25 protein-coding genes are annotated in these 22,331 nt (G+C 37.3%); 16 read left to right on the plus strand and 9 right to left on the minus strand.

Features of this window, described 5'->3' with window-relative positions:
* Positions 1 to 141 precede the first annotated feature (141 nt).
* Positions 142 to 1,422, minus strand: coding sequence for a hemolysin family protein (locus tag AB8P06_RS19455; RefSeq protein ID WP_369844120.1), 1,281 nt, complete (start codon positions 1,420 to 1,422; stop codon positions 142 to 144).
* 266 nt (positions 1,423 to 1,688) lie between these two features.
* Here AB8P06_RS19455 and AB8P06_RS19460 point away from each other — a divergent pair, with 266 nt between their 5' ends.
* The 4 genes from AB8P06_RS19460 to AB8P06_RS19475 all read left to right on the plus strand — a co-directional run bounded on the left by AB8P06_RS19460 (position 1,689) and on the right by AB8P06_RS19475 (position 5,943).
* Positions 1,689 to 2,594: a helix-turn-helix domain-containing protein gene (locus AB8P06_RS19460; protein WP_369844122.1), complete on the plus strand. Its 906-nt coding sequence runs from the start codon at positions 1,689 to 1,691 to the stop codon at positions 2,592 to 2,594.
* 88 nt (positions 2,595 to 2,682) lie between these two features.
* Complete coding sequence (locus AB8P06_RS19465) at positions 2,683 to 3,684, plus strand: aldo/keto reductase (protein ID WP_369844124.1); 1,002 nt, start codon at positions 2,683 to 2,685, stop codon at positions 3,682 to 3,684.
* 74 nt (positions 3,685 to 3,758) lie between these two features.
* A complete protein-coding gene (locus tag AB8P06_RS19470) occupies positions 3,759 to 4,949 on the plus strand; it encodes an MFS transporter (protein WP_369844125.1) in 1,191 nt (396 codons plus the stop codon).
* Position 4,950: 1 nt separating this feature from the next.
* On the plus strand, positions 4,951 to 5,943 hold the full coding sequence (locus AB8P06_RS19475; protein WP_369844126.1) for an MBL fold metallo-hydrolase: 993 nt from the start codon (positions 4,951 to 4,953) through the stop codon (positions 5,941 to 5,943).
* Between the two features lie 472 nt (positions 5,944 to 6,415).
* Here the strand turns inward: AB8P06_RS19475 and AB8P06_RS19480 are convergent, their stop codons facing one another.
* From AB8P06_RS19480 to AB8P06_RS19510, 7 genes are all read right to left on the minus strand, one after another.
* On the minus strand, positions 6,416 to 6,808 hold the full coding sequence (locus tag AB8P06_RS19480; protein WP_369844127.1) for a DoxX family protein: 393 nt from the start codon (positions 6,806 to 6,808) through the stop codon (positions 6,416 to 6,418).
* Between the two features lie 250 nt (positions 6,809 to 7,058).
* Positions 7,059 to 7,835, minus strand: coding sequence for a DUF1223 domain-containing protein (locus AB8P06_RS19485; protein WP_369844128.1), 777 nt, complete (start codon positions 7,833 to 7,835; stop codon positions 7,059 to 7,061).
* 118 nt (positions 7,836 to 7,953) lie between these two features.
* The gene (locus AB8P06_RS19490; RefSeq protein ID WP_369844129.1) at positions 7,954 to 8,721 is read right to left on the minus strand and encodes a LytR/AlgR family response regulator transcription factor; all 768 of its coding nucleotides are present in this window, start codon (positions 8,719 to 8,721) and stop codon (positions 7,954 to 7,956) included.
* On the minus strand, positions 8,702 to 9,715 hold the full coding sequence (locus AB8P06_RS19495; RefSeq protein ID WP_369844131.1) for a sensor histidine kinase: 1,014 nt from the start codon (positions 9,713 to 9,715) through the stop codon (positions 8,702 to 8,704). The genes AB8P06_RS19490 and AB8P06_RS19495 overlap by 20 nt, the downstream gene beginning before the upstream one ends.
* Positions 9,716 to 9,889: 174 nt before the next feature.
* Positions 9,890 to 10,330 (minus strand): hypothetical protein, encoded by a 441-nt coding sequence (locus AB8P06_RS19500; RefSeq protein ID WP_369844133.1) that lies wholly within the window; start codon positions 10,328 to 10,330, stop codon positions 9,890 to 9,892.
* Positions 10,327 to 11,316 (minus strand): heme-binding domain-containing protein, encoded by a 990-nt coding sequence (locus AB8P06_RS19505; RefSeq protein ID WP_369844135.1) that lies wholly within the window; start codon positions 11,314 to 11,316, stop codon positions 10,327 to 10,329. The genes AB8P06_RS19500 and AB8P06_RS19505 overlap by 4 nt, the downstream gene beginning before the upstream one ends.
* Positions 11,317 to 11,491: 175 nt before the next feature.
* Positions 11,492 to 12,238: an SDR family oxidoreductase gene (locus AB8P06_RS19510; protein WP_369844137.1), complete on the minus strand. Its 747-nt coding sequence runs from the start codon at positions 12,236 to 12,238 to the stop codon at positions 11,492 to 11,494.
* A gap of 103 nt (positions 12,239 to 12,341) precedes the next feature.
* Here AB8P06_RS19510 and AB8P06_RS19515 point away from each other — a divergent pair, with 103 nt between their 5' ends.
* Positions 12,342 to 12,677, plus strand: a complete 336-nt coding sequence (locus AB8P06_RS19515) for a winged helix-turn-helix transcriptional regulator (protein WP_369844139.1) — start codon at positions 12,342 to 12,344, stop codon at positions 12,675 to 12,677.
* 117 nt (positions 12,678 to 12,794) lie between these two features.
* On the opposite strand, the gene AB8P06_RS19520 is transcribed toward AB8P06_RS19515, so the two are convergent.
* The gene (locus AB8P06_RS19520) at positions 12,795 to 15,014 is read right to left on the minus strand and encodes an NADP-dependent isocitrate dehydrogenase (RefSeq protein ID WP_369844141.1); all 2,220 of its coding nucleotides are present in this window, start codon (positions 15,012 to 15,014) and stop codon (positions 12,795 to 12,797) included.
* A 170-nt stretch (positions 15,015 to 15,184) separates the two neighbouring features.
* Between AB8P06_RS19520 and tpx the strand changes: the two genes are divergently transcribed.
* The 11 genes from tpx to AB8P06_RS19575 all read left to right on the plus strand — a co-directional run bounded on the left by tpx (position 15,185) and on the right by AB8P06_RS19575 (position 22,314).
* Entirely contained in the window at positions 15,185 to 15,685 is a 501-nt protein-coding gene (tpx, locus tag AB8P06_RS19525) for a thiol peroxidase (protein ID WP_369844143.1), read from the plus strand.
* Positions 15,686 to 16,004: 319 nt separating this feature from the next.
* Entirely contained in the window at positions 16,005 to 16,385 is a 381-nt protein-coding gene (locus AB8P06_RS19530; RefSeq protein WP_369844145.1) for a YybH family protein, read from the plus strand.
* Positions 16,386 to 16,462: 77 nt separating this feature from the next.
* Positions 16,463 to 16,810, plus strand: a complete 348-nt coding sequence (locus AB8P06_RS19535; protein ID WP_369844146.1) for a VOC family protein — start codon at positions 16,463 to 16,465, stop codon at positions 16,808 to 16,810.
* A gap of 9 nt (positions 16,811 to 16,819) precedes the next feature.
* A complete protein-coding gene (locus AB8P06_RS19540; RefSeq protein ID WP_369844148.1) occupies positions 16,820 to 17,224 on the plus strand; it encodes a glyoxalase superfamily protein in 405 nt (134 codons plus the stop codon).
* 158 nt (positions 17,225 to 17,382) lie between these two features.
* Positions 17,383 to 18,588 (plus strand): DUF763 domain-containing protein, encoded by a 1,206-nt coding sequence (locus AB8P06_RS19545; protein ID WP_369844150.1) that lies wholly within the window; start codon positions 17,383 to 17,385, stop codon positions 18,586 to 18,588.
* Between the two features lie 207 nt (positions 18,589 to 18,795).
* Complete coding sequence (locus AB8P06_RS19550) at positions 18,796 to 19,386, plus strand: Crp/Fnr family transcriptional regulator (protein ID WP_369844152.1); 591 nt, start codon at positions 18,796 to 18,798, stop codon at positions 19,384 to 19,386.
* Positions 19,387 to 19,463: 77 nt separating this feature from the next.
* On the plus strand, positions 19,464 to 19,874 hold the full coding sequence (locus tag AB8P06_RS19555) for a VOC family protein (RefSeq protein ID WP_369844154.1): 411 nt from the start codon (positions 19,464 to 19,466) through the stop codon (positions 19,872 to 19,874).
* A gap of 45 nt (positions 19,875 to 19,919) precedes the next feature.
* Entirely contained in the window at positions 19,920 to 20,327 is a 408-nt protein-coding gene (locus tag AB8P06_RS19560) for a VOC family protein (protein WP_369844156.1), read from the plus strand.
* 44 nt (positions 20,328 to 20,371) lie between these two features.
* A complete protein-coding gene (locus AB8P06_RS19565) occupies positions 20,372 to 20,833 on the plus strand; it encodes a DinB family protein (RefSeq protein ID WP_369844158.1) in 462 nt (153 codons plus the stop codon).
* Between the two features lie 176 nt (positions 20,834 to 21,009).
* Positions 21,010 to 21,534 (plus strand): DinB family protein, encoded by a 525-nt coding sequence (locus AB8P06_RS19570; protein ID WP_369844159.1) that lies wholly within the window; start codon positions 21,010 to 21,012, stop codon positions 21,532 to 21,534.
* A gap of 3 nt (positions 21,535 to 21,537) precedes the next feature.
* The gene (locus tag AB8P06_RS19575; RefSeq protein ID WP_369844161.1) at positions 21,538 to 22,314 is read left to right on the plus strand and encodes an alpha/beta fold hydrolase; all 777 of its coding nucleotides are present in this window, start codon (positions 21,538 to 21,540) and stop codon (positions 22,312 to 22,314) included.
* Positions 22,315 to 22,331 lie beyond the last annotated feature (17 nt).

Consider the following 22,331-nt stretch of genomic DNA (forward strand, 5'->3'; position numbering starts at 1 on the left):
AGATTAAAAGATTAAAAGATTAAAAGATTAAAAGATTAAAAGATTAAAAGATTAAAAGATTAAAAGATTAAAAGATTTTCCCTAAACACCAATTATCAATTATGAATTATCACCCCTCACTCATAATTCATAACTTATAACTTATAGCTCATCACTCTTCTTCACCATCACCTTATCAATCCTCGTCCCATCCTTATCCACGATTTCCAGCAATAAATTTCCGATCTTTATCCGGTCACCGGTTTTAGGAACCTTATCCGTAGTACTGATGAACAATCCTGAAATACTGATGAAGTTTTTTTCGATCTCCTCATCTATTTCAATGTTGAAATACTTTTTAAAATCATAAATAGAACATTTACCATCAACCAGCCAGGAGTTTTCAGTTCGTTTGATAATTTCCGGCTCATTGTCGGATCCGTCAGGAATATTGCCGACGAGGTCATCCAGAATATCATTCAGGGTAATAATCCCTTTTGTAGTCCCATACTCATCAATCACAATGGCAACGTGGGATTTATGGTTCTGAAAATTTTCCATTAAAGGATAGATCAATGAGTTTTCACTTACAAATATGGCTTTTCTGAGGTGTTCTCTCAAATTGAAATTACCGTGGTCAAGATCAAACAGATCCCTCATTTTTACAACACCAATGATGTTGTCTATATTATTGTCGTTGGTGACAGGATAAACGGAAAACGAACTGTTTTTAATTTTTTCTTTTACCGTCTGATAGCTGTCATCCGCATCTACCGCGATGATTTTTGAGTTGTGGGTTGCCATAGAGCTCACCTTTCTGTCACCCAATTCAAAAACATTTTTTAAAACATCGTGCTCCCTTTCTTCAATTACACCGCCTTCCTTACCTTCCCGGATCATTGATTTTATTTCTTCCTCCGTGATCGTGTCTTTTGCATCATTCCGGATTCCGAAAAGTTTTAAAAAACCCTCATTCGTTATCGTGAGGAGCCATACAAAAGGAGAAGCCAGCATCGACAGCCAGTACATCGGCCGGGCAATAAACATCGAAATCTTTTCAGGAAACTTAAGGCCTAATCTTTTAGGGATCAGCTCTCCGAAAACAATAGATAAAAATGTAATAACCACCACGACCAGAAATGAAGCGATCTCTTTGGAATAGTGGGAGAATACTTCATATTTTGAAATAAATTCCGCCACATCTTTTGTTATTCTGTCGCCGGAATAAATACCAAGCAGAATTCCTATTAAGGTAATCCCGATTTGTACCGTTGAAAGAAACTGATTCGGATTCTCTGCAAGCTCCATAGCTTTCTTTGCACTGGAATTTCCTTTTTTCTTCTCGGTTTTTAATTTGAAACTTCTTGATGAAACCAGTGCCATTTCAGACATTGAGAAAACTCCGTTGAGCAAAATGAGTAAAATAATGATGATGATCTCCATAATAAATATAATTAAGATCTGAGGTTCTTTATAAATATAAAAATTATTTTAATCAGTTTCAGGGGTTTAGCATTTTTTAACAGAAAAAACAAGTATCTAAAGGGTTTTTGGCATTTTTATTGTCAAAAACAAAAACGTTATCAGAAACCAAAATCAATTATATATTCAATTTTGAAGTGGCCGCTCAGAAGAGTGGCCATTTTTTATTTTATCGATTCCTTTTATTTTATATTTAAAGTCTTGTTTGAATTTTATAATTTTGAAAAATGGAAAGTTCAGAATCATTACAGGAATTCTATCAGCGTACCCGGGCAGAGATTTTTCCTTCCGGCCTTTTAAACTCAGGGTTAGGGCATTTCAATGTTTTTACCCGCGATAACTGTTCGCTGGTAACGCCTTACAGCAGAAGAGATTATTATAAGATTTCACTGATTATCGGAAAAGGTAAGCTTCATTATGCCAACAAATGGATCAAAGTAGACCGGCCCGCTTTGTTATTTTCAAACCCTGTAGTACCGTATTCATGGGAAGCAGATGATGAAAACCAGACCGGATGGTTTTGCCTTTTTACCGATCAGTTTTTGCAGAACGGGAACCGCCTGGGGCACCTTCAGGATTCGCAGCTTTTTAAAATAGGAGGATCGCCGGTATTTTTTGTTGATGAAGATCAGCAGGAATCTGTCTCAAAGATTTTTATCAAAATGACAGAAGAAATACAATCGGATTATGTACACAAATATGATATGTTGAGAAGTTATCTCCATATACTGATGCACGAAGCCATGAAAATGCACCCTGCGGAAAACTTCGAACCTTATCAGAACGCTTCACAACGGGTAGCTTCATTGTTTATGGAACTATTGGAAAGACAGTTCCCGATAGACAGTCCGGAAGCTTATCTGAAGCTGAAAACACCCAATGATTATGCGGAAAGTCTTTCCATTCACGTCAATTCTTTAAACCGTTCTGTGAAAGAAATGACAGGTAAAACCACGACTCAGCAGATTACATCAAGAATAATACAGGAAGCCAATGCGCTTTTAAAACATACAGACTGGAACGTTTCTGAAATTGCTTACGGCCTCGGATTTGAAGAACCTGCGTATTTCACCAATTACTTTAAAAAACAGACAGGAATCACACCCAATGTCCTTAGAAGCAGCCTTGTTTGAATTTTATAATAATTCGTTTGAATTATATATCATAAACGGAAAGCCGTTGTTATAATTTTGTTCCTGTAATTTAAAATCACAAACCATCATGAAATTTAGAAAATTAGGAAACACAGAAGAGCAGTTATCTGCTATCGGTTTAGGATGTATGGGAATGAGCTTTGCCTATGGCCCTACAGATGAGCAGGAAAGTATCAATACTTTACACAAAGCTTTAGATTTAGGGGTGAATTTCTGGGACACGGCAGATATGTATGCCAACGGAGAAAATGAAAAGCTGATTTCCAAAGTTCTCGTTCCGAACCGTGATAAGATTTTTATCGCCACCAAGTTCGGATTCAGGTTTAAAGATGGGAAAGCCAGCCACAGCGGAGCTCCCGGAACCTATTTTGACGGTTCACCGGAGTGGATCAAGCAGGCCGTAGATTTAAGCCTTCAGAGACTCAAAATAGATACAATAGACCTGTATTATGCCCACAGAGTTGATCCGAATATTCCTGTTGAGGAAACCGTAGGAGCAATGGCAGAACTGGTAAAAGCAGGAAAGGTAAGATATCTGGGATTATCTGAAGCTTCTGCAGAATCTATCAGAAAAGCAAATAAAATCCATCCAATTACCGCTCTGCAGTCGGAATATTCTATCCTTACGAGAGATGTGGAAAAGGAAATTTTATCCACGATCAGAGAGCTTGGAATTACCCTGGTTCCCTATTCACCTTTAGCAAGAGGGCTTTTTTCCAATATCAATGAAGCTCAGAATTTCAGTGATGACGATTTCAGAAAATCATTACCGAGATATCAGGCTGAAAGTCTTGAAAACAATAAGAATTTAGCAAAAGAATTCAATGATTTTGCAGCTTCAAAAGGAGTGAAGGGAACCCAGCTGGCTTTAGCGTGGGTGCTTAATCAGGGAGATGATATTATTCCGATTCCCGGAACAAAACGGATCAAATATTTAGAAGAAAATATTGATGCAATTAATATCAGTCTTTCACCATCCGACCTGGATACCATTGATTCCATCCTGAAAAAATATCCTAATATAGGGGAACGATACAGCGAAGGCTCAATGAAACTTGTCAATAACTAAGATATAAATATTAAAATCCGGGTTTCTGATTCATTCGGGAATCCGGTTTTTATGAAAAGATGTAATGAGAGAAAATGAGAACTCTTAAAGAAAAAAATCAGTTTATAGCTACTGTTTTAGCTTTCGCGGTGATTCCGATGTCGGGTCTGGCAACGGATATTTACCTTCCTTCCATGCCGAGTATGGCAACAGAACTTCATTTGCCGGAAAGCAGTATTCAGCTTACCTTATCCATATTTTTAATCAGCTACGGACTGACCCAGTTTTTTGCAGGAAGTGTAGTTGATTCATTCGGACGGTACAAGGTATCCATTTTTTCCCTGGCTTTATTTGTCGTTACCTTTCTGATTACGGCAATTACTCAGAATATTATTGTTATTTATGCGATGCGGGTATTACATGGTGTTTTATCCGGTTTTGCGGTCGTTTCCAAACGGGCTTTCTTCGTCGATGTATATGAAGGGGAAAAGCGGAAACATTATTTAAGCATCATGACAATTGTCTGGTCGGTAGGGCCTATTATAGCACCTTTTATCGGTGGATACCTGCAGAAAAATTTCGGGTGGCAGTCCAATTTTTATGTTTTGGCAGGATACAGTTTGCTGCTTTTGATTTTAGAGCTGATTTTTTCAGGAGAAACTTTAAAAATAAGAAACCCGTTTCATATTGATTTCCTGATCAGGGAATACAATTCGATGTTCAAAGCCAAAGACTTTTTCTATGGAATGCTGATGTGCGGGCTGAGCTATGCGATGGTGATTTTTTTCAATCTTTGCGGAGCCTTTATCATTGAGCATAAAATGGGATATTCTGAAGTGATTGCAGGCTATGTATCACTTATCCTGGGATTGGCCTGGATGACAGGTGGTTTCCTGGGAAAAGCTTTGATCAATAAAGCATTTTTACCTAAAATCAGGTATGCCAATTTTATTCAGCTTATTTTGATTATTGCCATGTTTGCTTTCTCCTATTATGTAAGCAATATTTACAGCCTGGTGGCGTTTGCATTTGCCATTCACGTAACGGCAGGCTTTATATTCAATAATTATTTTTCATATTGTATCGGAAGATTTCCCAATTCAGCAGGAATTGCCGGTGGTCTCACCGGTGGAGTAGCCTTCATCATCACATCAGCGGTAAGCTATGGAATTGTAGCCGTAATTAAGCCTGAAATTCAGCTGCAGGTTGCCGAAGGGTATTTTGTATTAGGCGCTTTAGGGTTATTGATCCTGAGCATGATAAAATTAAGAAAAGCACATATTTGATATGAACAGAAGAGAACTTTTAAAAAACGGACTTTTAGCAGGAGCTTTCAGTGTAATCCCTTTTACGGGAGCTTTTGCCAATACTAAAGAAATGAGTTTGGATCCGGAAAACGACCTTTCAGGATTTAAAAAAATACAACTCGGAGAGCTGGAACTTTTTATTCTCACAGACGGATACATTCATGAAGAAAATTTATTATCATTTGCCCCGCGTGGAACTGTATCTGAATTAAAAACGATTCTTAAAGATAACTTTCGTTCCGAAGATTTTATCGATATGGCGATGAACGTTCTGCTCGTTAAAACTAAAAATAGACTGATTTTAATGGATGCCGGAATGGGTATTTTTGCTGATACAAGAACCGGATTCCTGTTAAAAAGCCTGAAAAAAGCGGGTTTTTCGCCTGCCGATATTACAGATGTATTTTTATCCCATGCTCATCCGGATCATATTGGTGGAGTAGTGGATAAACAAAATAAACCTGTATTTTCCAATGCCAATCTGTTTATTTCCCGGATAGAACATGATTTCTGGATGAAAGCTACTATTAAAGATTTCAGCAACAGCGCTTTGAAAAACCAGCCTGAGTTTCTGAATCAGATCATTCCGGCTGTTCAGAATATTTTAAAAACCATTAAGCCTAAGCTGAAATTTTATGATATTGATAAGACATTGTACGATCATTTCAGTTTTCAGCCGGCTCCGGGTCATACTCCCGGACTGACCTTGGTGAATATAGCTTCAGGAAATGAAAAACTATTATATATCGCAGACCTGATACATTCTGATGTGGTTCTTTTCCCGCATCCTGATTGGGGATATTTCGGAGATACCGATCTCGATATAGCATCTGAATCACGAAAGAAAGTTCTTACCCAATTGGCTGAAACCAAAGCCCGGGCTTTTGCGTATCATTTGCCATGGCCGGGATTAGGCTTTACCAAAAAGAAAGCCGGTGCATTTGAATGGTTTGCGGAAAGTTTTATGAATTAAAAAAATAACAAGTTTAACCATTAAGTAAGATTAAGTTATTAAGAAGATTAAGGTTAAACTTGTTATTTCGTAAATGCATAACAACTGTATCAAAAACGAATATTAAGAATATTGAAATTTAAGATCACTTATCCTGAATTTTTAAGACATAATAAATCTTAAGCAAAGCAAACTTAATATTCTTAATAACTTAATTAAATCCTTAATGGTTTTAAAATATTTTTTAACTAAAAAATCCAGGATTTGTTTTTTTGAGTCAAAGCTTTTATCATTAATTTAAATTTTCTACGACATAGTTTCAACAATAAATCCTCTCTATACCGGGAGGATTTATTTTTTAACTTTCTTGTACTTAATGGTTCAAAACTTATTGAACACTAATATCACTAATATTCCTCACAAATAACACGAATAAATCAGCGTTACATATTGTGCTATTCGTGAAGTTATCAGTGCTATCTGTGGTTAAAAACTATATTTCGCCAAAGACCACTTCAGGACTGTAAAGCTTCCTGAACATTGCATAAGTAATCGAAAGCACCGTAAATGCAACAACAGCATCAATTGTTGCCGGAAACCCGAGGACCGCTACTTTGGAGAAAAATGCGAAGATAATGTCAAAGAACATTCCTGCAAATACCCATTCTTTCAGCCTCAGCAATTTATTAGGAATCAGAAGGACTATAATACCTGAAAGCTTAAAAACGCCAAGAATATAAATAAAATGGGCAGGGTATCCCAATTGCTGCGTAATATCCCATACTACAGGATTTTTTGTAAGTTCAAAGAATCCGCTTGCCCCAAACCATAATGACATAAAAATAGCGCCTGACCAATAGATGATTTTTGTTGTTTTTGTTTTCATTTTTTTATTGTTTAAGTTGTTAATGTTTATATTTTTTGTTAATTGCAAAGGCGCAATGCATGTTCAATATGATGCCTTTTAAGACGCAGGAAAATCATAGATTTTCAATGGTTATAATTCACCATTTTTGTCATTCCGCAGGAATCTAAGCTCTCAATTTTATCCTTAATATTTTATCGCAGATAAAACCCTTGCGTCTTAAAGCATGATCTAGGTAAAAGATTTTGTGCCTTTGCATTTAACCCATTTTCTAGTTAAATAAAGCTTTTGCAGAACCCGTAATTTCTCCCGTCTTAGTATTTTGAAGAAACCCGATAACTTCCCAGTCATTAGCATTGAAATTTTCAGGTAACGGGAATCCGTTTGTTCCTTCCGAACCGTTTTTTAAAGAGATTTGATTTTGTTTGTGCACAATCTGCCAATGAATCAGGTGACGGCCTTCATTTTCCCCTTTAGCAACTTGGGTGGAAGATTTTTTTTCCACTAAAGTGATCAACAGCTTATTTTGAACGTTGGTATCCGATACTTTATAGTTGACTTTAAGTTGTTTAGAGACAGAAGAAGCCGTTAAATCTATTTTGATGTTTTTTGTGCTGTTTAATGCTTTAGAAATTGCGTTTTCTGCAGCATCTCCATCCGAGCCTACAAACTGCTGTTTTCCGTTGACAATCAACTGAGGTGTATAAACCTGTGAATTAAGTAGTCTGCTGTATTGTTGCTGGCGCTCAGAATTTTCCGGAGTACTGAAGCGGTCTTTCCATCCGAGACGGTTCCAGTAATCAACATGGTAAGCTAAAATATAAACCGGTTTTCCTTTCCATTCCTCGTTGATCTGTCCTATTAAGGCGTCTGCCGGCGGACAACTGGAGCAACCTTCGGATGTGAATAATTCCAGAACGGCAAAACCGTCGTTTCCGGACATGTTCTTCTGAATCTTCTTGTTTGTGCTTTTCGTTTGTACAAATGCGGAAATGATGAACATTAACGCTACAAATGCACCTGCTGTAAATAGTTTTCTAGATATCATTTCTTTTAATTTTGATTCAAAAGTAGACATCCGGAAGAGGCAAAAGAATACAAAAAAGGGTCAACCAGACAATTTGAAAGGTGAACCCGGAAAATATAAGATTGAACTTTTTTGTTGACTATCGGTCTTCGAGCCAGGAGAAAAAGCTGTGTGTTTTTTCTTTATTGATAAGCAGCTTTTCAGGAGTTTCCACAGAAAGCTTTACGTAAATTTTTCGTTGAAAATAATGTTCCATTTCTTTGATGGCGCTGAAATTAACGATATACTGCCGGTTAACCCTGAAGAATTGCTTGGGAGAAACCAGCTCAGCCACCTGCCCTAAAGATTGGGTAAGCGGAAACTGTTGCTTGTCAAAAGTCATGAGATGTGTTATTTCATTGTGAATATAGAAGTAAGCAATATTTTCGGTGAGGATGGTGGTGTATTTCTGATTTTTAAAAACGAGGAAACTGCTTTTGGTAGCGGTTTGAGGCTGGCTTATTTTCTGAAGAAGAGCTTCCAGGTCCGGGAGTTCCGTTTTCTGAAAGAATTTTTTCAGTTCGTCAACCTTTCTTAAAGCTTCTGCAATATCCTCACGTGAAAAAGGCTTTAGAACATAATCAACACCCTTGCTTTTAAAAGCATCCAGCATATACTGGTCAAATGCCGTACAGAACACCACCGGGCAAGTGATTTCCACCTGCTTAAAAATTTCAAAAGAAAGTCCGTCCGAAAGGTGGATATCCATAAAAATGAGATCCGGCTTATGATCTTTGGATAGTGCTTCCACACTGGTTTCTATGCTGTCATAAACCCCGGTGACGGAGGTTTCGGGTTTTAGCTCTTTGATTAAATTCTGCAAAGATTTTGCAGCTCTGAATTCGTCTTCAATAATGATGATATTCATGGATTAAAGGAAGTTTTATTTGAAAAATCTGGTTGTTGTCTGTAATATCAATTTCCTGCATTAGCAAATGCTTGTAACGCATATTCACGTTATTCAGTCCGACTCCTAAAGAATCTTCAGCTGCCAATTTGCGCTGTATCGGATTTTCAACAATAATCTTTTGATCAGAATTGTATATTTTGATATGTAATGGTTTGCTCTGTGAAACAATATTATGCTTAATGCAGTTTTCTACCAATAATTGTAAAGTAAAAGGCGGAATCAATGTTTTTAATGTTTCCTCATCCAAAGTGTCGGTAAAAGTAAAGCCGTCACCAAAGCGGGCCTTCTGAAGGAAAAGATAGGCGTTGAGTATTTTCATCTCTTCCTGAACGGTAATAAGATCCAGCTTTCTGCTCTCCAGGGTAAAACGGTAAAAATCGGATAATTTAATGATAAAATCCACCGTTTCTTCATCATGCGTTTCAACCATCGATTTTAAAGTGTTGAGACTGTTGAAAAGAAAATGCGGATTGACCTGCTGTTTCAGTAATTCATACTGAGCGCCGAGATTATCGCTTTTAACTTTTTCCAGTTCAAGATGAACCTGTTGTCCGGCATAATTATTTTGAACCAGATTTAAAAACATATAAAATACCAGGTTGATCAGGATTCCCCTTACTTCTACCATCAGCATTACCGGACCGAAATTAATATGGGATAAGATCAGCTGCTGTACCCATGCAAGGCCAAACATTACCACCATTCCCAGTGCCAGTACAATTAAAAGCCTGGAATAGGAAATTCCCTGACGCCTTTTGCCATTACGGTTCATCAGGTAAATGTTGAGGTACCACATCACAACGGCAAATGCGCTGGTAATTGCAGCATTTACAACAGCTTCCGGCAGATTGAAATCATGGGAGGCAAGCTGGGGAACGGATGAAAGGACTCCCAAAAAGATGGAGCTTATCCAGATGACAGCCTGTGATATTTTTATTTTTTGTTGCTGCATTAAAAAATTACAGATTTTAAAGATGTTAAATTAATATTTTTAAATGAAATTATGGGAAATGAGAATTGGAAAGTGAATGGTGAATGGTCAATTTTGCTGCGCAAGTCAATTAATACATTAAAAAATTCACAAGCGAAGCGAATTGACCATTCACCATTCATACTATCCCCAGATCTACGGCCTTACGACCGGTTTGTAAGTCATGATATAGGCTATCCTTTCTTCTTTGTCAGGATTAATCTTATCTTTTTCTGACAGATTCTGTACCTGATAAGAAATGGTTCCCTTCTGATCTGTCTGAACGGTTTCTATATGTAAAAGCTCACCTGTGATCGTACCCCCTGTATATTGCGGATTTTCATGATATTTCCAGGTAACCAGCTTTAATTCTGAACCTTTGGCGGGGCGGGTATTTCCGATGGATAAAGACTGAAGTGCTTCCCGGTTTCCATACAATGCAGACATGGTTTCCTTCTTTGGATTTAATGAATTGGAAATAAACTGCAGGTTTCCCGGATCGAAAACAATACGCTGCAAATCTTTATCCGGTTCATCAATTTTACAGGCGGTGAATAGGGCTAAGCTTGACAGGAGTATAAATACTATTTTTTTCATTTTTTCTGAAGGTTTTTAATTAATCTTTCTGTATTTACTTTCATGGGAACATCAAACAGGTATCCTGTTTTTTCGGCTAACTGGCGATGGCACGCTATACAGGATTCTTTCGCAAAAGATGCTGTTGTTCCGGTCGGGTGAAGATCATTTCCTGAAAATTTGGCAAATCCCCAACCTTCAGTATCCGTATATTTTTTTGAATCTTTTACCATGAACTGAGCATTGACAAATTCTCCCGGTCTTATTTCCCCGTCAGGTTGTTCCTGTTGTTTCCAAACCGATTTTACAACGATGCTTCCATCCGGCCACGGGTGAAAATTTTCTGTTTCCACTGCTTTTACGGCAATATCATTTCCATAGATAACCCGGATAGAATGGTCAAACAGAGTGCTCATGCTGATCACTTTCCAGTTTTTAAAATCCGGGGTATATTTTACGCCGTTTAGAGATACAGGAAGATTTTCCGGATTGGCAACTGAACCTGTTCTGATATCCTGATGCGGATCTTTTTCTTCTTTTTTTACCGGTACAATACCTGACAGCGAAAGGGTGTACTTCCGGATCACTGCAATATCCTTATTTGAAATTTTAGCTGACGGATGGAGGAGTGTATATTCATGAAGCGGCATTTTGCCGGCCTGCATCATATTCAGAATCGCATACATATTCCCTTTATGCTCTCCCGGAGAAACCTTTTCCCATTCCGAAAAATTCAGGACTTCTCTTGCTCTTTCCACATCTTTATTGACGGCCCAGGAAATGGGGGCAAGCTTGTCGTACCAGCTTAGTTTTTGTTCATTGGAATGACAGTTAAAGCATGATTTTTCCAGAATAGCAATCACTTCACGCGGAGCCTCAATTTTACCGGTAACAGGTTTCCCTTCGATAGGTTGATTGAAAAGCTGTAACCCTGCAAAAATTCCCAATACGGCTAAAAATAGAATAGCGATAGGCTTTACCGTTCTTTTTTTCTTTATTGAATCCATAATAGTTTTTTGTTTTTTATGGTTCAAAAGTAAAGACAGGAAGGAAGGTTTGAAATCTAAAGAACGCTCAACCGGACAAATCGAAAGGTGAATCCGGAATTTTTTAAACTTAGCAGATAAAATAAAAATACCGAAAATAAGAATTACCGGTATTTTTTTAATGGATAAGATTTTTTTACAGGATCATTCCGCCATCAACGATGATTTCAGTTCCGGTGATAAAGCTTGAAATCTGATCATCAGATAAATAGACCACAAGCTTGGCTACATCTTCTGCAGTTCCCATTTTCTTTAACGGGATTTCACTGATCAGCCAGTCATTAATTCCTTCTAAAGTTTTTTCATCTAAACCTGCCTTGTTCAATATTTCAGTTTTAGTAGGTCCCGGACTTACCATATTCACTCTTATCTTTCTCGGAGCCAACTCTGCGGCAGCTGTTTTAGCTATGGAATTCAATGCAGCTTTACTGGCCTGATAAACCGAGCTGTTAGGCTTATAGGTAGAAGCGACAATGGATGATAATACGACTACCGATGCACCATCATTCAATAAGGGAATCAACTTGCTTAAAGTGAAATAAGCACCCCTGAAATTGATATTCATGACACTGTCGAAATTTTCGATGTCCATGTTTTCAATAGAGCTTAATGTTCCTGTAATCCCGGCATTGATAAAGAGAATATCTACTTTTCCATACTGATTTTCTATTTCTTTGTGGAGTAAATTAATATCCTCCAGATTAGACTGGTCTGCAATAAAGGGAATTGCACCCAACTCTTCAGCCGCTTTTTCCACGGCTTCTTTTCTTCTGCCTGTAATGATTACTTTTGCGCCTTCAGCAATTAATTCTTTTGCCGTTGCATATCCGATCCCACTGTTTCCGCCGGTTACTACAGCCAGCTTGTTATTAAATTTATTCATTTCTTTTAAATTTTTGACAAAGTTATTTCAAATTGGTATACTTTTGTAATCAGTATAACGGAGTATACCAGTATCATTAATTATATCACTTAACTTTGCAGATATGGAAAGAGATCAGACAGAAGAATTGAGAGCATTGCAGGATACCCTTTATTTTATCGGGGGAAAATGGCGGATTCCTGTGATTAATGCGATTTGTAACGGCAACAGGCGTTTCCGTGAGATTGAAAGAAGCATCCCCGGAATCACGACAAGAATGCTCTCCAAAGAGCTGAAAGATATGGAACTGAATAAACTGGTGAAACGTACCGTTTATCCGGATACACCGGTTTTAATCGAGTATGAACCTACAGAATACTGCCGGACCTTCGGGAAAATCATTACGGAAATGATCAATTGGGGACGGGAACACAGGAGAGTGATTGTAGAGGATCGGTAGGTTGTAAATAGGTATTAGGTTGTAAGAGAAAGTAAAGAATTATTAAATTAAATCAGCTGGTGCCATGAAAAAAGCCCCTTAAAAAAGGAGCTTTCATTTTATTTTATATTCCGGAGATTAAATTCCGTCAATGATTTCATTTAAAACAGTGCTTGGTCTCATTGCAGCATACGTTTTGTACGTGTCAGTTTTGTAGTAACCGTCAATATCCTGAGGCTTTCCTTGAGCTGCGATTAATTCTTCATTAATTACCGCTTCATTTTCCTCCATTGCCTTTGCAACCGGAGCAAACTGAGCAGCCAATTCAGCATCAACAGTCTGGTTAGCCAGAGCTTCTGCCCAATACATGGCTAAATAGAAGTGAGAACCTCTGTTATCGATTTGTCCTACTTTTCTTGCCGGAGATTTATCAGTAGCTAAGAATTTAGCGTTGGCTTCATCTAAAGCATCTGCTAAAACCTGAGATTTTTTATTTCCCTGAGTCTGGGCTAAATGTTCTAAAGAAGCCTGTAAAGCAAGGAATTCTCCTAAAGAATCCCATCTCAGATAACCTTCCTCTAAGAATTGTTCAATGTGTTTAGGAGCAGAACCACCGGCTCCTGTTTCAAATAAACCGCCACCGTTCATCAATGGAACAATAGAAAGCATTTTTGCAGAAGTTCCAAGCTCAAGGATCGGGAAAAGGTCCGTTAAATAATCTCTCAATACGTTTCCGGAAACAGAAATCGTATCTTTTCCTTCTCTTGCTCTTTTTAAAGTTTCAGTCATGGCATCTTTCACATCAAGAATTCTGATGTCAAGACCTGTCGTATCATAATCTTTAAGATATTTTTCTACCTTTTTGATGATCTCTCTGTCGTGAGCTCTTCCTTTGTCTAACCAGAAAATCGCAGGTGTATCAGATAATCTTGATCTGTTTACTGCCAATTTTACCCAGTCCTGGATCGGAGCATCTTTAGTCTGGCACATTCTGAAGATATCACTTTTTTCTACCTTTTGAGAAAGAAGAATGTTTCCTGCTTCATCCTGAACTTCAATTGTTCCGTCAGCAGTAGCCTGGAAAGTTTTATCATGAGATCCGTATTCTTCAGCTTTTTGAGCCATTAAACCTACGTTCGGAACAGAACCCATCGTAGTAGGGTCCAGCTTTCCGTGAGCTCTCATATCATCAATTACAGCCTGGTAGAAACCGGCATAAGAACGGTCCGGAATGATCGCTACCGTATCTTCTTCCTTACCTTCCTTGTTCCACATTTTACCGCCACCTCTTACTAAAGCAGCCATAGAAGCATCAACAATAATATCAGAAGGCACATGGAAGTTGGTAATTCCTTTATCAGAATTTACCATGGCTACTCTTGGTCCGTTTGCTAAAGCGGTTTCAATAGCAGCTTTAATTTCAGCTTCCTGAGCATTTCCTTTGATTTTTTCAAAAAGATCAGCAAGACCGTTATTAGGGTTGATATCCAGAGACTTGAAAGTATCGGCATATTGAGTGAAAACATCTTTGAAGAAAGTTTCTACAATCGCCCCGAAAATAATAGGATCGGAGATTTTCATCATCGTAGCCTTAAGGTGGGCGGAAAGAAGTACATTTCTGTTCTTAGCTTCTTCAATAGCTTCCTGTACAAAAGCTTTCAGAGCGTTAAGGTTCATTACGGAAGAATCAATAACTTCTCCGGCCTGAAGACCTGCTAAATCTTTCAATAAAGTTTCTGAACCGTCATTTCCTTTGAATACGATTTTATATTGAGTAGCATTTTCAAGAGTGGTTGAAGTTTCTGTACCATAGAAATCTCCGTTGTTCATGTGGGCAACATCAGTTTTGCTGTCAGAAGCCCAGTCACCCATTCTGTGTGGGTTTGCTTTAGCATAATTTTTAACAGCTTTCGGTGCACGTCTGTCAGAATTTCCTTCTCTCAACACAGGATTTACAGCACTTCCCAAAACTTTTGCATATTTAGCTTTGATTGCTTTTTCTTCATCATTTTTAGGCTCTGCAGGATAATTCGGAACTGCGAAACCTTTAGACTGTAATTCGGCAATGGCTTCATCCAGCTGAGGTGCAGATGCAGAGATGTTTGGCAATTTAATGATATTGGCGTCCGGTGTTGTCGCTAACTGGCCCAATTCAGCCAAAGCATCACCGATTTTCTGGTCGTCTTTTAAAAATTCAGGGAAGTTGGCTAAAATCCTTCCTGCCAAAGAAATATCAGGAACCGCAATTTCGATATTTGCTGATTTTGTAAATGCTTTTACAATAGGTAAAAAGGAGTGTGTAGCCAGCATTGGAGCCTCATCCGTTAATGTGTAATAGATTTTTGATTTTTCTGACATTATACTGTTATTTATTATTTGAAATTTTAAAGTCCCACAAATTTAGTTAAAATTTAATTTTTTCAGATTAATCCTAAATAAGATTTTCCACTTTAAGAATTATTTAACCATTATTTCAAAGAAAATACAGCTCAATTTGAGTAAATTTGAAAAACTTAAAAAATAAAATTATGTCAACGACGATCACTTTAAAAGGAAATGAAGTACACACCATAGGAACGCTTCCGGCAGTAGGAAGCACAATCAGGGATTTTGCACTGGTAGACTCAGGTCTCAATGTAAAAACTCTTGAAAACTTTGATGGGAAAAGAAAAGTATTCAACATTTTCCCAAGTATTGATACCCCTACCTGTGCAGCTTCTTCCAGAAAATTCAACGAAGAGGCTTCAGGTTTAGACAATACAGTAGTAATCAATGTTTCTAAGGATTTACCTTTTGCATTGGGAAGATTCTGTGCTGCCGAAGGTTTGAATAATGTTGAAACCCTTTCAGATTTCAGAAGCAGTTTCGGGGATGATTATGAAGTGACTATTACAGATTCTCCTTTGAAAGGCCTTTTAAGCCGTGCTGTGATCGTTACAGATGAAAATAATAAAGTGATTTATACAGAACAGGTTCCTGAAATTGCTGACGAGCCTAATTATGAGGCAGCATTATCAGCTTTAAAATAAACAATAGAAAAATTCAGTTTCTATAAAACCTTATGAAATCTTTCGTAAGGTTTTTTTATTTAATAGCACGATTGCTGAAGTGTTTTCCGATACTATTTTATGGCTTTTTATGGATTAGAATTGATCTGGGTTAAGAGCATTTCTTATGCTGGATTAAGGGACAGTACCATTTTTTGAATGCAACTTTGCATTATAAACATTTAATAAAAAATGCCCTATGAAAGTTCTGACCTTAATTTTTAGCATATGCTTACTGACAACAGTAAATTTTGCGGCTGCTCAAAACAGAAAATCAACCAACAAAAAGAATAGTATAAAAATGGAAAAATCAGCAATCGAGAAACTGCTCTTCAGCTATCAGGATGCTTTAAATGCCTCCGATGTCAACAAAGTTTTACCCTTGTATACCCAGGATGGGATATTTATGCCACAAGGAGGTCCTTCAGCAATAGGACAGGAACAGTTAAAAGGATCTTATGAATTTGTATTTAAAAATTTACAGTTAAATATTAAATTCCATATCGATGAGATCGTAATTGTAAACAATGATTATGCTTTTGCACGCACGATATCAAGAGGTACACAATTGGTGCATGCTACAGGAATAACCGGAGCTGAAGAAAACAGGGAGCTGTTTATTTTACAGAAAGAGAATGCGCAATGGAAAATTGCCCGCTATATTTTCAATAAAATGAAATAATAAAACCCAATACAATGAATAAGCCTTGTGATTTTTGCGTAATTTCACAAGGCTTTTTAATGATAAAAATTCTATGTATGGTAAAAAGAATTGTTGCCAATGTAAAAACCGGAGATTTGTCGAAAGCAGATAGGTTTTATCATGAGATTTTAGATCTTGATATTCTGATGGATCATGGTTGGATCAAAACTTTCGGAAACGATGAAGAATCAAAGGTCCAGATAAGTTTTGCCATTCAGGGCGGAAATAATACCGAAGTTCCGGATCTTTCAATAGAAGTAGATCATGTGGATGAAATATATGAAAAAATGAAAGCTTCAGGATTTGAAATAATATACTCCATTACTGATGAAGATTGGGGCGTACGGAGGTTTTTTGTAAAAGATCCGTTTGGAAATGTAGTTAATATTCTTTCTCATCAATAAAATATAAATATGAAAGCAGAACAGGTTATTCCCATTCTCAGAATTTTTGATTATCAGAAAACGGTTGAGTTTTATGTAGACTGGCTGGGTTTTGAAATTGTGTGGGAACATCATTTTGAAGACAATACTCCCGTGTACATGGAAGTGAAGAAAAATAATATCATTCTTCATCTGAGCGAGCATCACGGAGACGGAACTCCCGGAAGCAGGGTGTTTATCTGGGGTGAGGGCGTAGCAGAATACCATAAGGAACTGATTGACAAAAAATACAAATACAACAGACCCGGACTTGAAAAAGCTTTTTATGATGCGGTAACTTTCACCGTAGATGACCCTTTTGGAAATAAGATTATTTTCAACGAAAAATTTGATGAAAATAAACACAAAGATCTGGAGTTCTGTTCCATTCATTGATTAGTTTTAATCATCAACAGCACTGATATTTTAAGAAAGTGGCGTTAACAGATTAGAGTAATATTGATTGAGATCATCAAAATTTTATAATATTAAAGCTACCTTTACATTCCGAAAATAATTTTATCATTTAGCCCTTTCGCGATTAAAAAAATTAAATGAAACGTTCAGGAACTGCAGATTTACCCTTACACTACGGCAAAGTACCGCCTTGGCTGTATGAACGTATGTCTGTGCTTGGTCTTTCAATTATTGAAGTGATTCTGACGGATTACGGTAAAGATGAAGTTCTTCGCCGGTTGGCCGATCCTTTCTGGTTTCAGAGTTTTGGGGCGGTGATGGGAATGGATTGGCATTCTTCGGGAATTACAACCTCTGTGATGGGAGCTCTGAAACGTTCCATAAATCCCAATTCGCAGTCACTCGGAATTTATATTTGTGGCGGAAAAGGCAAATTTTCCAGAGATACTCCTTCAGAATTAATCCAGATTGCAGATAAAACAGGCTTAAACGGAACGGAACTGGTGCGAGCAAGCAAACTTTCTGCAAAAGTGGACAATACGGCTATTCACGATGGATACCAATTGTATCTGCACAATTTTATACTGGCTGATAACGGAAGCTGGAGTGTGGTTCAGCAGGGAATGCATGAATCAGACGGAACCGCAAGACGTTATCATTGGCATTCGGAAAATATAAAATCCTTTGTGGAAGAGCCACATACCGGGATCAACGGGATTTCCAGAGGAAAAATCCTTAACCTCACCGACTCGGAAGCTTCTGAAAACAGGAAAGGTATTCTGGAAATTTCTCATACGGATTCTGCAGAAATCATGAATGATTTTTCAAGGCTGATTCTTCCCGCACATCACGATGTTTGGGCTTCGGATGTAGATTTAAAACGGTTGGGAGCACTTTTATACGTGACCCGGGAGCAGCAGCCTCAGAATTTTGAAGATCTGTTACTTTTAGAAAGCGTAGGACCCCGAACCATGCAGTCTTTAGCTCTGGTAAGTGAAGTGATCCACGGGGCACCTTCGAGATTTACTGATCCCGCCAGATTCTCATTTGCCCATGGCGGAAAAGACGGACATCCTTTTCCTGTTCCCACCAAAGTATTTGATCAAAATATTAATATTCTTAAATCCGGAATTGAAAAATCGAAACTCGGAAATTCTGATAAGCTGAAAACACTGAACAAACTTCACCAGATTGTGGTGGCAACAGAGAAAGACTTTACCCCTGATTTTGATATTCAGCAGGTAATTGAAGAAGAACGTCAGAACTCATGGAGATTCGGAGGGAAAACAGTTTTCGGAGACGCTGAAAAACCCGGAAAACCAATTCAGTTGTCTTTGTTTTAATTGAGCAAGATTGTCAGTTTTTACCACAGATTTGACTATGAGAGGTTGAAGTGTTAAAACAGAGTTGTTTAATTTTAATGAAAAGATAAAAGTGATTAATATTAAGGTTGCTGTTAGTAATATTTAAACGGTTTTGTTAATTTGTTTAATTTTTTTTCTTCAATTGCAATAAAAATTCTATTTTTAAAATCTTAAAACATTCACCTGATGAGCAGCAAAGCACTGGAAATTTGTTATGATTTTCCATTTTTCTTATCGGAAGAGCTTGAAGAAATATTTCAGGCTCATGAAAAAGTAGTATTTCAGAAAGGAGATTTCATTCTTGAAGAAGGAAAAACTGCGAATGAATACTACATTTTAGAAAAAGGCCTGGCCCGGTCTTATGTGAATGATTTTAACGGAAACGAAGTGACCACCCATTTTTTTGTGGAAGATGAAATCATCATCGATGTTTCCTCTCTTTTCCAGAGAATTCCTACCCAGGAAAATATCGTTTGCATCACTGATTGCGAATGCTGGAAATTTGACTTTGATACTTTTCAGGAATTATTCCATAAGATTCCCAATCTTAGGGAATGGGGAAGAGCATGGATGTCGCACCAGCTTTTCGTTTATAAACAAAGATCGGTAGAGATGTTCACCCTGTCCGCCACAAAACGTTATCTTAATCTTATGGAACAAAAGTGTCAGGTGATACAATTTGCTCCTTTAAAACAAATCGCTTCCTATCTTGGAGTTACAGACACTTCCTTAAGCAGAATCCGTAAAGAATTGGTCTCCCATCCGAAGAAAAATTAAATCTTGCCTTATGGCAAGTTGATTTTCATACCGACTTAGTAATTTTGGTTTAAAGTTTAACCCTAAAAATTATTAAAATGAAAATCAACCAGATTTATGTAAACCTTCCGATAAAAGATGTTCAAAAAACAAGAGAATTTTGGACAAAATTAGGATTCTCCATCAATGAACAATTTTCTGATGAAAAAGCTATATGTGTAATAATGAAAGAGGACCATATTTACGCGATGTTTTTGAATGAAGAATTTTTCCAGACTTTTACCAACAGACCTATCGCAAAAGGAGATACAACTCAGACATTGCTTGCCATTGGTGTAAACAGTCGTGAAGAAGTTGATAATATGGTAAAAACCGCTATTGAAAACGAAGGCTCAAAGTACAGCGAACCTCAGGATCACGGATGGATGTATCAAAGTGCTTTTTCAGATTTAAACGGTCATCAGTGGGAAGTGATGTTTGCTGATGCTTCACAGTTTCCTGCAGAATAATCAATAAATATTTTCAATTAAACTAAACATTAAAAAAATCATAAAATGAAAATCAACCAGATTTATGTGAATCTTCCGGTAAAAGACATTCAGAAAACGAAAGACTTTTGGACAAAAATCGGATTCCCAATCAACGAACAGATCTCTGATGACAGAGCAGTTTGTATAGTGATGAGCGATAATATTTACGTGATGTTTATAACAGAAGAATATTTCCAGACCTTTTCAGAAAGACCAGTTCCAAAAGGCGATACTACACAGGTTTTGGTGGCGATCGGTTTAAGCAGCCGTGAAGAAGTCGATAGAGTGGTGAATACTGCTGTGGAAAATGGCGCCTACCAACATGAAGAACCGCAGGACCACGGATGGATGTATCAGAATTCTTTCTGGGATATCAACGGACATGGCTGGAATGTAACATTTGCAGATCTTTCTCAACTTCCAAAGGAGTAATCCTGATCTAAAACACTAAACCACAATTTATAAGAACTGAAAATATGGAAACGAAATCCACCGATATTGAAATTATAAAAATTCAACTGACCAGCAATTACAAAGTTATTTCATTGAATATTGAAGGAATTACCAACGAAGAAGCTATGATTTTCCCGAATGGTGAAACCAATTGTATGAACTGGATTTTTGGACACTTAATTTATATAAGAAATGCATTTCTGAACGTTTTGGGAGAAGAATCTGTTTGGGATAATGAAAAATTTTCCTGCTATAACAGAGGTGAGATTCCTTTAAACAGGAAAGACGAGTTTGTAACTTTTGAAGAATTAAAATCTTATTTAAAAGAATCTCAGGATAAGCTGGAAGCAAAGCTCAATAATCTTGAAAGTTTTGATCCCAAAACGGTTGAAGATGTTTCAGTTTTATCCTATCATGAAGCCTACCATAGCGGGCAAATAGGATATCTCAGAAGAATCCTCGGAAAGCCCGGAGCAATAAAATAAATCCGTATTTCCTGTAAGATTAATTTAACTACAAATCTCACGAATATTTTCACAAATAACCACAATGATCCGCGCAATCCGTAAAATCTGCGGGAGAAATTATTAAAAATATCCGTGAAAATCTGTGAAATATAAGTTTAACAAAGTCAAATCAGTAAGAAATAAAAAATAAAAAAATGGACACACCAAAATCAAAAAAATTAGACATCATTATTCCGGCTTATCGGGGACACAGTCAGACTTTCCTGATGGTACTCGACGGAATTTCTGAAGAAAATGCACTGAAAAGAATTGAAGGCAGAACCAATCATATTGTTTGGATGGTAGGTAACTTCCTTGATATGCGTTATGCATTGGGAAATATATTCGGAATCAGTGAAGAATTTGAATACAAAGATTTTTTCTTTCAGGGAAAAGCATTGGATGAAAATATCAAATATCCTTCTTTGCAGCAACTTAAAGATGATTTCCACAAAATTTCACCTCTTGTTTATCAGAAATTACTTGAAGCTTCTGATGAAGAACTGGATAAAGCTTTCCCAATGGGAATGAATATTGATTTTTTCCCTGAAAACGTGCTGAATTTTGTAGGAATGTGTATAGGCCGTGAAGATTATCTGTGCGGACAGATCGGACTGATGCGCAGAATTCTCGGATATGAAGGAATGAAATACGATTTTGATAAGGACCTTAAATATTGATCCATGAATCTTGTTGAAAAAGGATATAAGCAGGTGAATGGAATCCGGATGTACTATGAGATCTATGGTTCCGGAAAACCTTTGGTATTGATTCATGGTGGCGGTTCCTCAATTTTATTTGATTTCAAGGAAGTGATTTCAAGACTCGAAACCCAGTTTCAGCTCATCGGAATCGACCTGCAGAATCACGGGATGACGGAACACAGGGATATTCCCGAAACTTTTGAACAGGATGCACACGATGTTGCAGGCCTTTTAAAAGAACTGAATATTGAGAAAGCTTCATTCTGGGGTTTCAGCAATGGTGGAAATACAGTCATGCAGATTGCCCATCTTTATCCTGAAATGGTGGAAAAGCTCATTGTTGCTTCTTCATTTTTTAAAAAAAACGGAATGATGGACGGCTTTTTTGAATCCATGGCGGAAGCCACTTTAGAATCCATGCCTGAACCTCTTAAAATCAATTTTTTAAACCTGAATCCTGATTTTTCAAAGCTTGAAAATCTCTTCGACAAAGACAGTAAAAGAATGCAGACTTTCGAAGATTGGGATGAGAAAATTCTAACATCAATACAATGTCCCACATTATTTATTTCCGGAGATAAAGATGTTATGAAACCCGAACATGCTGCGGAGATGTGGCGTCTGGTCGAAGGTTCCCGGTTAATGATCCTTCCGGCGACTCACGGCTCTTATATGATGGCAGATTTTGACGGAAATACTGATGATAATCTGATCCATCTGACAACGAACGAAGTAAAGAAATTTTTAAATCAATAAGACGCAAACACTTAATT

The organism is Chryseobacterium tongliaonense (genome assembly GCF_041224435.1).
GTDB lineage: Bacteria > Bacteroidota > Bacteroidia > Flavobacteriales > Weeksellaceae > Chryseobacterium > Chryseobacterium tongliaoense.

Bases quoted from the DNA above. Each gene is read 5' to 3' on its own strand.
- AB8P06_RS19550 (WP_369844152.1), top strand. From the start codon at position 18,796: ATGAGCAGCAAAGCACTGGAAATTTGTTATGATTTTCCATTTTTCTTA.
- AB8P06_RS19510 (WP_369844137.1), bottom strand. From the start codon at position 12,238: ATGAATAAATTTAATAACAAGCTGGCTGTAGTAACCGGCGGAAACAGT.
- AB8P06_RS19465 (WP_369844124.1), top strand. From the start codon at position 2,683: ATGAAATTTAGAAAATTAGGAAACACAGAAGAGCAGTTATCTGCTATC.
- AB8P06_RS19545 (WP_369844150.1), top strand. From the start codon at position 17,383: ATGAAACGTTCAGGAACTGCAGATTTACCCTTACACTACGGCAAAGTA.
- AB8P06_RS19495 (WP_369844131.1), bottom strand. From the start codon at position 9,715: ATGCAGCAACAAAAAATAAAAATATCACAGGCTGTCATCTGGATAAGC.
- AB8P06_RS19480 (WP_369844127.1), bottom strand. From the start codon at position 6,808: ATGAAAACAAAAACAACAAAAATCATCTATTGGTCAGGCGCTATTTTT.
- AB8P06_RS19570 (WP_369844159.1), top strand. From the start codon at position 21,010: ATGGACACACCAAAATCAAAAAAATTAGACATCATTATTCCGGCTTAT.
- AB8P06_RS19575 (WP_369844161.1), top strand. From the start codon at position 21,538: ATGAATCTTGTTGAAAAAGGATATAAGCAGGTGAATGGAATCCGGATG.
- AB8P06_RS19455 (WP_369844120.1), bottom strand. From the start codon at position 1,422: ATGGAGATCATCATCATTATTTTACTCATTTTGCTCAACGGAGTTTTC.
- AB8P06_RS19500 (WP_369844133.1), bottom strand. From the start codon at position 10,330: ATGAAAAAAATAGTATTTATACTCCTGTCAAGCTTAGCCCTATTCACC.
- AB8P06_RS19490 (WP_369844129.1), bottom strand. From the start codon at position 8,721: ATGAATATCATCATTATTGAAGACGAATTCAGAGCTGCAAAATCTTTG.
- AB8P06_RS19505 (WP_369844135.1), bottom strand. From the start codon at position 11,316: ATGGATTCAATAAAGAAAAAAAGAACGGTAAAGCCTATCGCTATTCTA.
- AB8P06_RS19565 (WP_369844158.1), top strand. From the start codon at position 20,372: ATGGAAACGAAATCCACCGATATTGAAATTATAAAAATTCAACTGACC.
- AB8P06_RS19535 (WP_369844146.1), top strand. From the start codon at position 16,463: ATGGTAAAAAGAATTGTTGCCAATGTAAAAACCGGAGATTTGTCGAAA.
- AB8P06_RS19555 (WP_369844154.1), top strand. From the start codon at position 19,464: ATGAAAATCAACCAGATTTATGTAAACCTTCCGATAAAAGATGTTCAA.
- AB8P06_RS19515 (WP_369844139.1), top strand. From the start codon at position 12,342: ATGGAAAGAGATCAGACAGAAGAATTGAGAGCATTGCAGGATACCCTT.
- AB8P06_RS19485 (WP_369844128.1), bottom strand. From the start codon at position 7,835: ATGATATCTAGAAAACTATTTACAGCAGGTGCATTTGTAGCGTTAATG.
- AB8P06_RS19460 (WP_369844122.1), top strand. From the start codon at position 1,689: ATGGAAAGTTCAGAATCATTACAGGAATTCTATCAGCGTACCCGGGCA.
- AB8P06_RS19470 (WP_369844125.1), top strand. From the start codon at position 3,759: ATGAGAACTCTTAAAGAAAAAAATCAGTTTATAGCTACTGTTTTAGCT.
- AB8P06_RS19475 (WP_369844126.1), top strand. From the start codon at position 4,951: ATGAACAGAAGAGAACTTTTAAAAAACGGACTTTTAGCAGGAGCTTTC.
- tpx (WP_369844143.1), top strand. From the start codon at position 15,185: ATGTCAACGACGATCACTTTAAAAGGAAATGAAGTACACACCATAGGA.
- AB8P06_RS19530 (WP_369844145.1), top strand. From the start codon at position 16,005: ATGGAAAAATCAGCAATCGAGAAACTGCTCTTCAGCTATCAGGATGCT.
- AB8P06_RS19540 (WP_369844148.1), top strand. From the start codon at position 16,820: ATGAAAGCAGAACAGGTTATTCCCATTCTCAGAATTTTTGATTATCAG.
- AB8P06_RS19560 (WP_369844156.1), top strand. From the start codon at position 19,920: ATGAAAATCAACCAGATTTATGTGAATCTTCCGGTAAAAGACATTCAG.
- AB8P06_RS19520 (WP_369844141.1), bottom strand. From the start codon at position 15,014: ATGTCAGAAAAATCAAAAATCTATTACACATTAACGGATGAGGCTCCA.